This window comes from Prevotella sp. E13-27 (genome assembly GCF_023217965.1).
Classification (GTDB): Bacteria; Bacteroidota; Bacteroidia; order Bacteroidales; family Bacteroidaceae; genus Prevotella.
Genome location: NZ_JALPSC010000001.1, coordinates 1,718,346 through 1,731,691, shown reverse-complemented (window position 1 = coordinate 1,731,691; position 13,346 = coordinate 1,718,346). Strand labels below are relative to the sequence as shown.

General features: G+C 44.2%; 9 protein-coding genes. 6 read left to right on the top strand and 3 right to left on the bottom strand.

What is annotated here, in order from left to right; all coding sequences use genetic code 11:
- Window positions 1-67: 67 nt before the first annotated feature.
- Both M1L52_RS06935 and M1L52_RS06930 read left to right on the top strand, forming a co-directional pair.
- Window positions 68-3,301 (top strand): hypothetical protein, encoded by a 3,234-nt coding sequence (locus M1L52_RS06935; protein WP_248614205.1) that lies wholly within the window; start codon window positions 68-70, stop codon window positions 3,299-3,301.
- 78 nt (window positions 3,302-3,379) lie between these two features.
- The gene (locus M1L52_RS06930; protein ID WP_248614204.1) at window positions 3,380-3,562 is read left to right on the top strand and encodes a hypothetical protein; all 183 of its coding nucleotides are present in this window, start codon (window positions 3,380-3,382) and stop codon (window positions 3,560-3,562) included.
- A gap of 373 nt (window positions 3,563-3,935) precedes the next feature.
- Here the strand turns inward: M1L52_RS06930 and tnpC are convergent, their stop codons facing one another.
- From tnpC to tnpA, 3 genes are all read right to left on the bottom strand, one after another.
- Window positions 3,936-5,537: an IS66 family transposase gene (gene tnpC, locus M1L52_RS06925; protein WP_248614203.1), complete on the bottom strand. Its 1,602-nt coding sequence runs from the start codon at window positions 5,535-5,537 to the stop codon at window positions 3,936-3,938.
- Window positions 5,538-5,647: 110 nt separating this feature from the next.
- Window positions 5,648-5,995, bottom strand: a complete 348-nt coding sequence (gene tnpB / locus M1L52_RS06920) for an IS66 family insertion sequence element accessory protein TnpB (RefSeq protein WP_248614202.1) — start codon at window positions 5,993-5,995, stop codon at window positions 5,648-5,650.
- A gap of 7 nt (window positions 5,996-6,002) precedes the next feature.
- Window positions 6,003-6,323, bottom strand: coding sequence for an IS66 family insertion sequence element accessory protein TnpA (tnpA, locus tag M1L52_RS06915; protein ID WP_248614201.1), 321 nt, complete (start codon window positions 6,321-6,323; stop codon window positions 6,003-6,005).
- Between the two features lie 84 nt (window positions 6,324-6,407).
- Here tnpA and M1L52_RS06910 point away from each other — a divergent pair, with 84 nt between their 5' ends.
- The 4 genes from M1L52_RS06910 to M1L52_RS06895 all read left to right on the top strand — a co-directional run bounded on the left by M1L52_RS06910 (window position 6,408) and on the right by M1L52_RS06895 (window position 12,922).
- Window positions 6,408-7,493, top strand: a complete 1,086-nt coding sequence (locus M1L52_RS06910) for an AAA family ATPase (protein ID WP_248614200.1) — start codon at window positions 6,408-6,410, stop codon at window positions 7,491-7,493.
- 489 nt (window positions 7,494-7,982) lie between these two features.
- A complete protein-coding gene (locus M1L52_RS06905; protein WP_248614199.1) occupies window positions 7,983-9,785 on the top strand; it encodes a hypothetical protein in 1,803 nt (600 codons plus the stop codon).
- A gap of 20 nt (window positions 9,786-9,805) precedes the next feature.
- Complete coding sequence (locus M1L52_RS06900) at window positions 9,806-10,000, top strand: hypothetical protein (protein ID WP_248614198.1); 195 nt, start codon at window positions 9,806-9,808, stop codon at window positions 9,998-10,000.
- Between the two features lie 357 nt (window positions 10,001-10,357).
- Window positions 10,358-12,922, top strand: a complete 2,565-nt coding sequence (locus M1L52_RS06895; RefSeq protein WP_248614197.1) for a DUF5686 and carboxypeptidase-like regulatory domain-containing protein — start codon at window positions 10,358-10,360, stop codon at window positions 12,920-12,922.
- Window positions 12,923-13,346 lie beyond the last annotated feature (424 nt).

Here is a 13,346-nt window from a genome sequence, read left to right as displayed (position 1 = left end):
TTTCCTTACCTTTGCCGACCAAACTAGGAACTACCAGATAATTCAACTACTAAATAAATAATAAACTATGAAAAAACTTCTAAAAACATTCTTACTGGCAGTGTGTCTGCTAGTGGGAGGCACTAATTCTACGTGGGCTGATGTGATAACAACCCATTCATGGACTTTCACAGGTTTAGCAACTAGCACTGCTATAACTAAATCAGAGACGACTTCTCTTACACAATCTGGTACAACATGCAATTTGGCTACAGCTCCAACTTGTTGTGCAGGACTTTACTTTTATGATAACTGGCAAGTCTATAGGACGAGTGATAGTAATCCGGGACTACGAAATATATCTAATGGTGATCGTATGGTAATTGTTCCAAACCTTAAGAAAGGTGACATTATTACTATTACTGGTAATTCTGATGCAATCAATAATATTAACACCACACCAACTACAGGTACGAAAGATGAAGTAAATAACACTTTAACTTTTACAATGTCGGCTGATGGTAACTTCTATTTTAAGATGGTGAAGAATGGTGCTACAGTCAATGATGTTAAGGTGTATCCTACCATTAAGAGTATTGTGGTTACCCATAATTATGCAAAAGCATATGAGGCTAATTTTGAGAATGCTGATACTTATGCTAATGGGTGGACATTCTCTAACATCACTCCTTCTCAAGGTGTAAATGATACCAATAAGTATTTACTTTTAACACAACCCAAGAATGGTTCTGCAAGTATTTCATTTGCAAACAATGTTGCCTTTTTAAATGCGGATAACTATAGATTCTCTTTTGATTTTAACATGAATTACCACGTAACAGGTAGAGCAGTAACAATAACTATTACAGCAATAAAAAACAGCAATCAAATTACTCTATTTAAGATTGTTAGTAACAATGCTGATGGGTATGGTACCACGTCACATGTACAAAATTCAAATAGTGAAGATCTCACGACTTTCACAAATGGAGGATATGGAAATAGCGCAACAATGACTCCGTCAAACTCTTTCGTAATTAATAGCAGTTCTTCCGGAACTACTCTTACTGTAAATTCTGGAGATCCGATAACTCTTTCTGATGGATTAGTAACAATAAAAGAGATAAAGATTTCAACACAAAACTCATCCGCTTTGAAAGAATCTTTTGACAATATAATATTGAGAGTAGATGTTAGTACATCAAAAACAAGGGCATCTAATGCAATTACCGAATATAATTCCATTAAAAATTCAGTGATGAATAGTTCAACAAAAATTGCGCTTGATGCCGCGTATAGTACGCTTAACACCGATTTCGATACTGATGAGGAAATTTATGCAGATTACTCTGGTTACATTTCTGCTATTGAAGCATTGGAGACTGCGAATGAAGATGCTCAAACATCAATTAATGATTTCATTATTCTTAACGACCTGATTACTCGTGCCAACACATTTGCAGAAACTGTGACAAGCTATGTGGCTCCAGAGGGTGCATCAACTGTCTATACATCGAATGCTGATGTTGACCCAGTTGCTTTGGCTGCGGATGTTCGTGCAGAGGTGATTGAAGAAGGTGTGAAAAATGATAATACTGATATTACCGCAATTATTGCTAACAGTAGTTTTGAACTAGGGAGCACCCTAGGCTGGACAACGATTGCTTCTAATGATACAGGTGCAAAAGGAAATTCTTCACCTTATACAACTTCTGGAATTGACGGCTCATGGCAATTTAATACATGGTCACAAGGTACACCTATAACTCAGACGATAGGAACACTTCCTGCAGGTCAGTATAAATTGGCTGCGCTTGTAGCATCTGACGGTGGTACAATATATCTCAAGATGAACAATACCCACAACTCAGGAGTCATAACAACTGCAGAAGGTGGTGGCACATATGTTGATAATGAATATACATTTACTCTGGCTACAGAAACAGAAGTTACTATAGGCGCAGTAGGTAGTAATGATGACGGTAGCTATACCGATGATGGTCACTGGTGGTATAAAGCAGATAAGTTTACATTGACTTATGTTGGGCAAGATCCTTTAGCTCTAGCAAAGGTTTCTCTTGAGGCTGAGATAGTAACAGCAACAGCACTCTATAACAGCTGGACACCAAAGGTGGGCACAGCTCCATTCAAGTATGATGCAACGTACTATAATGCACTTAATATAGCGATTGGCGAAGCACAGGATGTGATTGATGCTGACGGTGATGAAGTAGATGATTACACTGATGCCAAGAGTGCCCTTGAGACTGCTGAAGGTAATATGGCATCAAGCACTCAGAACCAACCTGATCCAGATAAGTATTATCAGATTTTTGTTGCTAATAATGATGGTACTGCATCGGACTTTAATCTTTACATGTTATATGAAAAAACCAAGACACAAGTTAAGGTATCTGCTACTCCTTATCCAATAAAGATTACCGTTGATAAAGATAACAGTAGCTACTACAATATTCAGACTCCTTATGGCAATGATTTGTGTACAGACAAGGATGCTAAGACAACTGCATACGTAAAGACAGAAGGTATTAATACTCGTTGCAATCAAATAAAATTTACTTTGAATGATGATGGAACAATAAAAATTGGAGGAAATGCAGGCTCTGGCAACTTCAACAACTATCAGGCTGCTGCTAGTGAAGGTTCTCTCGTTACGGCACCACAAGGAGGCTCTGGTAAATGGGTCATCTCTGATGCTGTGGATGTTACGGATGTAAATCTTGCCGTGAATGCAACAACAGGTTGGGGAACATTCATTGCGCCATATGAAAACCTGATTCCTTCAACAGTTAAAGCATATACTGTTTCTCACAAAGGAAGTGGTTATATCTACCTTGAAGAGAATGAAACAGGTGTGCTGAATGCTAATACTCCTTATATACTCTCTACAGAAGAGGCTTCAAATGTATCAGTAGCACTCAAGGGAATTGCTAATAACGATAAGGATACATACGAAGACAATGGTCTTGTAGGTTTGCTCGCAGCAAAGACAGTACCTGCTGATAGCTACATCCTTCAATATCAGGCAGACAAAGTTGGAACAGCATTCTATAAGCTTGAGAATAGTTTGACAGGAACGAAATACCGCTGCTACCTTGATTTAGATAATGTTCCAACAAGCAGCAGCTCACGTGCTTCCGTACGTATGAGCATCTTTGATGATGAGACAACAGGCATTGAGAACCTCACACCTGCCCTCTCCGAAGGCGAGGGAGTTGTTTACAACCTTCGCGGTCAGCGCGTGGCTAAGCCTACGAAAGGTCTTTACATCGTGAACGGCCAGAAAGTCGTGGTTAAATAATCCTTGGACGAGCAAAGCGGCAAAGCCGAGAGTATGATAAATTCATGGTAATTAATGTTCAAATAGCAAATAAAGACAATGAAAAAGTTATATAATAATCCCACAATAAAGATAGTTAAGATACATCCTACAAAAATCTTGGCGAATTCTCTCAGAACGAGTGAACAATATGCTGATCCAGAATTGGGCATGTCATCTCGTCGTGACCACAAGTCCGTCTGGGATGACGAAGAAGACGAAGACGACGACTATGGTTATTAACAACGGAAAGTGATGCCGCAGCATCACGACCCACATACTAAGAAAAAAGGCTGAAAGCATCGATGCTTTCAGCCTTTTTGCGTAATTATGGATTCAATGCATTTGTAATAATCTCGCAAAGAATTTACTCAATTATAGAATTTCTATTATAGAATTTGTATAATTCAAATAATGTATTTATCTTTGCAACAAAATTCAAAGCTATGGAGAATCCGTTTTACATCACAGGCATTATACCAGAGCCCTATTTCTGCGATAGGGAGAAAGAAAGTAAGCATTCGATAAACTACAGGTAGTAGTACCTATATATTACAGTAACAGCAGCTACATCATTTTCGATTTGTAACTGCTGTTGCTATTTGTTAGTGTCTGTTCATGCTTTCTTTGTCATAATGGCTTCTGGATGCTTCATTTTCCACTTATGCGGCAGTAATTCTATCAGTTCCTCTGGTTTTGCCTTCGCACAATATGGCATCTGGCTGATAATGTCATTGAGGTAATCCCTCGGATTGACATCATGGTTCCTGCATGTTGCCAGTAGTGAGCAGACGACAGCCATATTCTGTGCAGCCTCGTGATTTCCACAGAAGAGATAGTTCTTCCTGCCCAGCGTGATGGGACGTATCTCATTCTCCGCAAGATTGTTGTCAAGCAGGAGTCTTCCGTCCTCCAGATAGCGCATCATATTGTCCCAGCGGGTATAGGCATAGGTGATGGCCTTGCCTATCAGTGAACTCTCGCTGTACTTCACCCCCTCGGTCTCCATCCACAGTTTCATGGCTTCCATAATGGGACGGGCGAGTTCCTGACGCTTGGCCTTGCGCTCATCGGGTGACAGTCCTGCACCATCGCACATGTTTTCTATTTTGTAGAGATGTTGTATCTCCGTAAGGGCATGTTCTGCCATCGGGCGGTTCTCATCGAGTGCCTGCTCAAAATGGCGACGGATATGTACCATGCAGTTAACCAGCCACACGTCAGGATTTGTCTTGAAGGCCGTCTCATAGCCCACAAAACCGTCACATTGTAGATATCCCTTAAAATCGTATTTGTTTGCCAGTGCTTCTATCACTGCTCCTGCCCTGGAGCCCTGGTCGTAATGGAAGAGCACCAGCCGCTGGATTACAGCCCTCACCATCCAGAGATATTCCTTCGCTGCCCTGTGGGTATCCTTGTTCATCACTGGCGTGGTGGTCTCATCTGCCTGTACATAGTCGGCTTTCATCACCTCTGCCTTGAGCACTTCATAAAGTGGCCTGAGCAATTCCATCGTCTGCTTGAACCAACCGTCCATAGTACTTTCCGTAAGACCCTTCATGCCAAGATGACTGTACTGTTTAATCTGACGGTAGTAAGGCATGTGGTACTCATATTTCTGAAGCAGGATCTCTGCCAGCAGGCTGGCACCGGCTATGCCCTTGTAGATAGGCAGAAGGGGCATTGGGGCTATCAGCACTCCACTCATTCCTTTTGGCGCAGTAGCGGTATTATCCTTCAGACCCCACTTCTCGCGGATGATCTCCTTGATATACAGCTGGCCAGGTTTGTGCTCCACGATACGTGTCACCTCCTGGCCAATCTTCTTATAGAGATTCGTGTCGAGATTATCCGGTGTGAGTATTACCTGTTCCAGTACAGGAAGATCCTCCATCATGATACGGTTCTTCCTGTCCTGACGGCGCTCCTCCTTGGTCTTCGTGATCTTCTCCACAGCCTCGTCATGGGCATCTGCTATCTGCTGTGCATTTTCAGGCAGCATACTAGCAAAGAGGTCCGGGTAGTTGGGATCGATGATGGGGAGCTTTTCGGACTTGCGCCCGAAGAGCTGGCGGTTAAGCCATGCCACTTGGGCTGTCAGTTCCTTGATGCGCTCGTTAAGGGAATCCACCTCCTTCTTATGGTTCTCGGACAATGTGGCGATAGAGGCGTTGAGCGTCTCTATCGTTTTCATATACATCTCTTCTCTTTCTTCCATTGTCCGTACCTTTTAAATATAGTGCAAAGGTACAAAAAATATCTGAGAAAGAAGAATATTTTGTACTATAAATAACTAATAATCAGTAATATATGTGTAATAAATTTTGTCTATACCACATACTCCCTCCGTTGTGCGCGAAGGCGCCTGAGTCGCTGGTCAGGAGACTCCTGTATGCCCTCCACCATTACTACAAGATCGCGCCACTCCATCTGATAACTCCGAGTATTCTCATCATACTCAGGCAGCTTGAAGCGCCCTGCCTCCAAACGCTTGACGTACATTACCATACCGCCATCCTCTGCATGGAGCAACTTCATCAGCTTACGACTTGAGCCGATGAAGATGAATACGTCACCATTACGCACGTCACTTCTCATCTTCTCATGCACAACACCGCAGAGAGAGCTGATGCCTTTACGCATATCAGTTCTTCCCGGGCACAGATAGTAGCGCATTGTATCGTTAAGGCAGAACATGGTTCACAAGGCTTTTGTCCAACAGATCGCGTAGCACATCCTCCGTGCCACTGCCGAAGTGGGCACGAAGACCATTGGGAAACAAGAGAGTGGCACCAGTGGGCACAGAACCGGAAAATACAGGGTCGGCATGTTGGGAGAAACTGATAGGAGCTATTGGTAGCTGCGGCTTCTTCTCTGAATCAGCTTTCCTGCGCCAGTAGGTATAGGTAGAGTAATTGATACCAGACTCTTTCAAGTAACTCATCAGTGGCTTACCACTCTGCTGTAGGTCTAACTGCAGCACTTCAAATTCTTCCTTAGTCATAAAAATAACAGTTGTAGTTCGGTGCACTATTGCGACTGCAAAGGTACTATCAAACTACAACTGCTACAACGTGTATTTCAACGAATGCTTACGAAAGAAACAACATGGATGGTGCGTACACTTGAAAACAAGGGGCACATTCTCTTGACATCCCCCAGAAGAATGGGTAAGACACAGCTGATACGCCACGTGTTCGAGCAGCCTACCATCAAAGACAACTACTACACCTTCTACACGGACATCTATCCCACCACCAGCCTGCATGAGTTGGTATTGTTCCTCAGCAAAGAGATATATTCTGTGTTGGTGCCCAAAGGAAAAGTCGTACTCAACAAATTCCTGGATGGTCTTCACTCTATGGCAGGGAACTTTGGCTACGACCCTGTCACGAATACTCCAACCTTCAACATTAAGCTGGGGGACATTCATTCTCCAGAGCTGACCTTGGAAGAGATATTCAGCTATTTGGAACAGGCAGACAAGCCTTGTATCTTCGCCATAGATGAGTTCCAGCAGATTGCTAACTATCCGGAGAAAAACGTGGAAGCAACGCTCCGCACCCATATTCAGAAGATGAACAACTGCCTTTTCATCTATGCAGGAAGCAACCGCCATATTCTTGAGAACATGTTTAACTCTGCAGCAAAGCCCTTTTATAATAGTGCCGAGCAGATTTACTTGGACTGTATCCCTAAAGAGGTATATACAGATTTTGCAGAAGAGCAATTCAAGAAAGCCTCACGCAGAATAACACATGAAGCTGTATCTTTGGCATATGACCTTTTTGCAGGACATACGTATTACGTTCATAACATTCTACACAATGCGTTTGCATATACAGACTCTGAAGAGACTATCGACGAAACAATTATCAACAAGACGCTGAGTGATATTTTGGAAGAGAAAGGACATTCTTTTGCCAACGTGATGAACCAGCTCAACATGCAGCAGAAAGAGACGTTGATAGCAATTGCCAAAGAAGGCATTGCCAGCGGTGTCACATCGGTAGCCTTCGTCAAGAAGCACGCGCTCAAATCGCCCAGTTCTGTGCAGTATGCTATAAACGTTCTCCTTGACAAACAGATACTGACCTACCAGAACGAGAAACGCACAAAGAAGTATAGTGTTTCTGATCGTTTTATGGAAATGTGGATCCGCAGGACGTATTAACCCAAAAGTAAAAACTATCGATATAACGGCTCACCAGCAAAACTCTGTGTTTACTTTTTCACAAAAACCAGAAAAACAATCATAACGATAACTGATTCAAGTTTATGGTTAAACAGTTTTTTTTAGCGTAAGCGGTGTTTTTTTCTTTTTGAGGTTTGTAATAACGAAGTTATGTGATAAGGGTTATGGCTTTGGCTTAAGAGCCTACCTCTTAAAGACAAAGCCATAGCACTTAGCACAGGAGCTCTAAAGGAGCTACAAACATCAAAAAGTGTTATTTCTGTTTTTTTCCATTATTACAATAAGAAAGCAAACACAGGAATTTACTGGTGGCCCGATGCAACCGCGTAATTTGAGAAAACGAACATATTATTTGCTACAATCGAACAACTTCTGATGAAAACACAATATTATTACACAACATTTCATTACCTTTGTCCCCAAAGATTAAGACTATCTTTAAAAACAACTACTAAAATATAATTATTTATGAAAAGAATCATAAGAACATTCTTACTGGCAGTATGCCTACTGCTGGGAGGAACTTATTCTGCGTGGGCAGACACCTTCTCAGGAACTGTAAGTTTTACAGCCCAAAACCGAATTACCAACAATAACGATGGTACATTCAAAACAGCAGGCAATGCTGGTAACCAATATGCCTTAGCTTTGGCTGACTTAAGCGGACTGGAGAATATCGCAAGTGCGACATCAGTTACATTAGAATTTGACGTTACCATTTCTGGGCGCCTCCTGATTGGTATAGGTGACAAGGCTACCCGCGGTACTACTGCCGGTACATCTAGCAAGAGCACTTATGACACGAATGGTCTTGTTATGCGCTACGGAACAAGCGATGGTACATATGTTCGCGTTAATGGAGGAACAAACAACTCTAATCTGAAAGGTGTATCGTCTCATGTCACATTTACTTTAGACAGAACCACAGGCAAATATAGTTATACTATCACATACGTTGATGGAGAAAGCGTTGTTCAAACAGGTTTATCAGGCTCGAATCTTTCAACAACTGTTAGTAACGCAACAATTATTGAGGCATATTCATGGCTTAGTAATCATACATTTGCCATCTCTGATGTATCATATTCTTATGAATACACTCCAGCAGCTTTCGACTATACGATTAATGCGGTTGATAGCGAGAATAATATTATCAAAGAGTTTGCATCAGGCACAAGCTCTGAGGCTGTGAGCTATTACTATCCTTACGCTTTTAAGAAGGACAATGTGTATTACACGACATCTGCAAGCAATTATGTAGCCGAAGCAACAAGCCTTAACAAAACGATTAACATTGTCTATACACCCGATGAGACAATTGTTGGTTTCTACGAAGAGACTACCGCTGGCACTAATTCAGCATATTCGAATGGTGCTTATGGCACTGTAGCAGCACAAAACAAAAGAGACAGAGGAATCGCAGCAGGTAAGCTCACTCCTGGCGTATATAAGTTTATGGGGCACCTGGTAGCAGACGGCAATAGCGGTCGCGCCATCACCCTCCGCGAGGGCACCAATGATCCCATGGCATCTCTTGTAGGCAGTAACCAAACCAAGTATGTCGAGGCTGAATTCACAGTGTATAAAACAACAGAGGATCTTTACATCAATGGTGCAAACAGCGGCACTGAGAAGACGAACCTGTCAACCAGTTTCGACTACGTCTTAATTAAGCGCATAGGTGATGCAACCGTTTCCGTGCCCTGCACAACAGGCTTCGCCACATTTGCCAACCACGACTACGCTCTTGACTTCTCTAACGTGAGCGGTCTGATAGCTTACAAGGCATCGGTAAGCGACAATGTGGTAACGTTCACGCCAGTAGGAAAGGTGCCTGCAGGCACAGGACTGCTGCTGAAGGGAGAGACTGCCGATGTACCCGTGGTGGGAAGCGCAGACAATGTGGATGTGAACTTGCTCTATGCACCTACAACAGCAATAACAGGCAACAGCCTCTCGTATGATGATGGTGAAAACTATAACTACATACTTGCTCAACCGGCAGGCAAACAGATAGGTTTCTATCGCGCTAACGAAAGTAATATAGCTGTGGGAAAGGCATACCTGCGGATACCAAAGTCTTTAGAAGCACGCCAGTTCTCATTCATTGGTTTCGATGAAAATGGCAGCGAGACGACTGGAATAGTTAGCGTTAACAACAGAAACATCGACAAGATGCAAAGAATCTACGACTTGCAGGGCCGCCGCATCGACGGACAGCTCTCGAAGGGTCTCTACATCGTGAACGGCAAAAAGGTTATTGTGAAGTAAAGTTATAGGAGGAACAAAGTATGAAAAAGATATATATGACACCTGAGATAATGCTTGTCAAAGATGAGACAGCAACGATAATAGCAGCATCGCTCAATGGCGTAGGCGACACAGGCGGTAGCGCCATCCTTACAGGAGAAACGGTGGAAAGCGGTACCGACGGTTTGTCGCGAAGTGGTGGCTCACTCTGGGACGACGGTGACGAGTTAGAATAATAACAACTGAAGGAGGACGTGTCATAATTGTATATAACGACCACAAATTTCACGAATTTCACGAATATTTCTATGCAGAACGACTTGAAAACTATGCATCGTAGATGCAACGAATTAAACGAATTGGCTGGCTCAGCAAGGAATCGCTGGCGATTCTTATTCGTGTGATTTGTTATAAATTCGGTTATTGTGTGCAGCAATAAATTCGTTCAATTCGTGTAATTCGTGGTTAAAAAACAATTTGAGAAACTAGAATTTTTAATTAAATCTTGTGTTTTGACACACCCTCACCCAAAATACAAGAAAAAAGGCTGGAAGCTTGGCGCTTTCAGCCTTTTTGCGTAAATTTGCACACCAATGAGACAACAAACTAAACGATATATTGTTTTTCTTTGGGCATTGACTATGACCTTCTGCACCGCACTGGCGCAGATAACAGGTGTTGTGGTGGATGCTGAGGACGGCGCGCCAGTGCCTTATGCCAGTGCAATGTACAAAGGCAACAAGGTGGCAGTGGCAAGCGACGCCAACGGAAAGTTCAGCATTCCACGACACATGGGATGGCGACTGACATTCAGCTCGGTGGGCTATCAGCAGCAGGTGATCAACGTGGGACCGTCAACACCAAACTACCTCGTGATACGCCTGAAGCCAGAAAGCCGAAAGCTGCAGGAGGTGACGGTGAAGTCGAAGAAGAAATCACGCTATAAGCGCAAGGACAACCCCGCCGTGGACTTTATGCGCAAGGTGATAGCAGCCAAGAAGAAAAACGACATACACAAGCACGACTATTTCCGCTACACAAACTACCAGAAGCTGTCGGTAGCACTTAATGACCTGAATAGTGACGACCTGCAGAAAGGCCTGTTCAAACGCTATCCGTGGCTCGTGGGACACGTGGAGGTGAGCCAGTACAACGACAAGCTGGTACTGCCGCTGACCATGAACGAGACAGTGTCGGAACGCCTCTACCGCAAACAGCCGAAGCGAGAGCTGACACACATCACAGGCAAGCAGTCGATAGGTCTCAACGACCTGTTCCAGACGGGCGACATAGTCACCACACTGATAAAAGACATCTTCTCTGACGTGGACATCTACGACGACTATATCATGCTGCTGCGCCATAAGTTCAGCAGTCCCATAGGCCGCGATGCCATACAGTTCTATCGTTTCTACCTTACCGACACGCTCTACATTGGCCACGACCAGTGCATACAGCTGGACTTTGTGGCAAACAACCAGCAGGACTTCGGCTTCAGAGGCAGGATATATGTGCTCACCGACGGCAGCTATCAGGTGAAGCGATGCGAGCTGACATTCCCGAAGACAAACGATGTGAACTGGGTTGACGGATTGCAGTGCATGCAGGAGTTCACTAAGCAGCCCAACGGCGACTGGCTGCTGACCATCGACGACATGATAGTAGAGCTGGCGGTGACAGACTTCATGGCAAAGGCACTGGTGACTCGCACCACACGATACAAGGACTTTGACTTCTCGCCGATAGCAGCAAAGGAGTTCCGCAACAAAGCCGACGAAGAGACCGACGCAGAGGCCGCCTACCGCGACTCCACATTCTGGGCTCAGCACCGCGAGGTAGAGCTGTCGGCAAGCGAGAAAGCCATGGGCTCGTTCCTCGACGAGATAGAGCAGCAGAAGGGCTACAAGATTGCCATACTGGTGCTGAAAGCTCTTTTCGAGAACTATCTGGAGACTGGCACAAGAGAGCGTCCGAGCAAGTTTGACGTGGGACCGCTGAACACCTCAGTATCGCAGAACTTCTACGACGGACTGCGACTGCGACTGAGCGGACAGACAACGGCCAACCTTAATCCGCACCTGTTCCTGAAGGGATACTACGCCTACGGCACGCGCCATCACGACCATTACTACAACGCAGAGATGACCTACTCGCTGCGCCGCTGTGAGTATCTGCCACAGGAGTTCCCCGTGAGAAACATATCCTTCTCATCGAAACGCGACGTGGCACTGCCCAGCGACAAGTATATAAGCACCGACAAGGACAACGTGTTCTCATCGTTCAAGGTACACGAGATTGACAAGATGCTCATGTACAACACACAACAGCTGACCTTCGACTACGAGACACTGCGACGCACACGCTTCACGGCATCGCTGAAGACGGAGAAGATAACGCCAAAAGGAAACATTGCCTTCCAGCCGCTGAACACATCGCTGGCACCATTGCCGACAATGCGCTACACGGAAGGAACTGTGGGTGTACGCATTGCTCCGAAGGAGCGTTTCTTCAACACCAAGCAGCGCCGCCGCACTACGAACAAAGACGCATGGTATGTGTCGCTGCAACACACCACCGGATTCAACCATTTCATCGGAGGGCAGTATGACTACAACTTCACCGAGGTTGAGGGCTACCGACGCAACTGGCTGCCCATGAGCTGGGGACACCTCGACGTGCGTTTGAAGGCTGGCGTACAGTGGAACCAAGTGCCCTACCCTCTCCTCATCATGCCACAGGCGAACCTCTCATATATACATAACTTCGCTGCGTTCAGCATGATAAACAACATGGAGTTCCTTAACGACCGCTATGCCTCGCTGATGCTCACATGGGAGCTGGACGGAAAAATCTTCAACCGAATACCGCTGCTGAAGAAACTGAAATGGAGAGAGCTGCTTGAGCTGAAAGGACTGTGGGGACACCTGTCGAATAAGAACAACCCCTACATGGCGGAAAATGCAGGCAGCTCGGTGCTGATGCATTTCCCAGAAGGCTCATACATAATGGACGGTAAGAAGCCTTATATAGAATATGGTCTCGGCATTCAGAACATATTCCACCTGTTCCAGGTAGAATATGTGCGCCGAGTAAATTATCTTGACTTACCCGGCGCACACAAACATGGTATCAGAGTTCTTATAGTACCGACCTTCTAAAAATTATCTACGTCCTCCACTGTGTTTATTTTAACAAAAACCAAAAAAAAACTTTTCGAGGTTTGTAGCTCCTGCAGAGCTTTTGTGATAAGTGGCATGGGCTTGTCTTTAAGAGCGAGCTCTTACGCCAACCCCACACCACTTATCACATAACTTCGTTATTACAAACCTCGAAAAGCAAAAACATCGATTGTTATCACAATCTAAAAAACAAAGATTAGTACAATAATGCCATTGATTCTTCGTTCTGTCAATAAAACACATTTATAGATATGAATTATAATATACAACTTTCGCATGTATATAACGACCACGAGATTTGTCGAAGACCCACGAGTGCTCGCAGTAATTTCACGAATTGAACGAATATTTCTATGCAGAACGACTTGAAAAATATGCATCGTAGATGCAACGAATTAAACGA

Coding starts and splice junctions, on each gene's coding strand:
- M1L52_RS06935 (WP_248614205.1), top strand. CDS start 68: ATGAAAAAACTTCTAAAAACATTCTTACTGGCAGTGTGTCTGCTAGTG.
- M1L52_RS06930 (WP_248614204.1), top strand. CDS start 3,380: ATGAAAAAGTTATATAATAATCCCACAATAAAGATAGTTAAGATACAT.
- tnpC (WP_248614203.1), bottom strand. CDS start 5,537: ATGGAAGAAAGAGAAGAGATGTATATGAAAACGATAGAGACGCTCAAC.
- tnpB (WP_248614202.1), bottom strand. CDS start 5,995: ATGCGCTACTATCTGTGCCCGGGAAGAACTGATATGCGTAAAGGCATC.
- tnpA (WP_248614201.1), bottom strand. CDS start 6,323: ATGACTAAGGAAGAATTTGAAGTGCTGCAGTTAGACCTACAGCAGAGT.
- M1L52_RS06910 (WP_248614200.1), top strand. CDS start 6,408: ATGCTTACGAAAGAAACAACATGGATGGTGCGTACACTTGAAAACAAG.
- M1L52_RS06905 (WP_248614199.1), top strand. CDS start 7,983: ATGAAAAGAATCATAAGAACATTCTTACTGGCAGTATGCCTACTGCTG.
- M1L52_RS06900 (WP_248614198.1), top strand. CDS start 9,806: ATGAAAAAGATATATATGACACCTGAGATAATGCTTGTCAAAGATGAG.
- M1L52_RS06895 (WP_248614197.1), top strand. CDS start 10,358: ATGAGACAACAAACTAAACGATATATTGTTTTTCTTTGGGCATTGACT.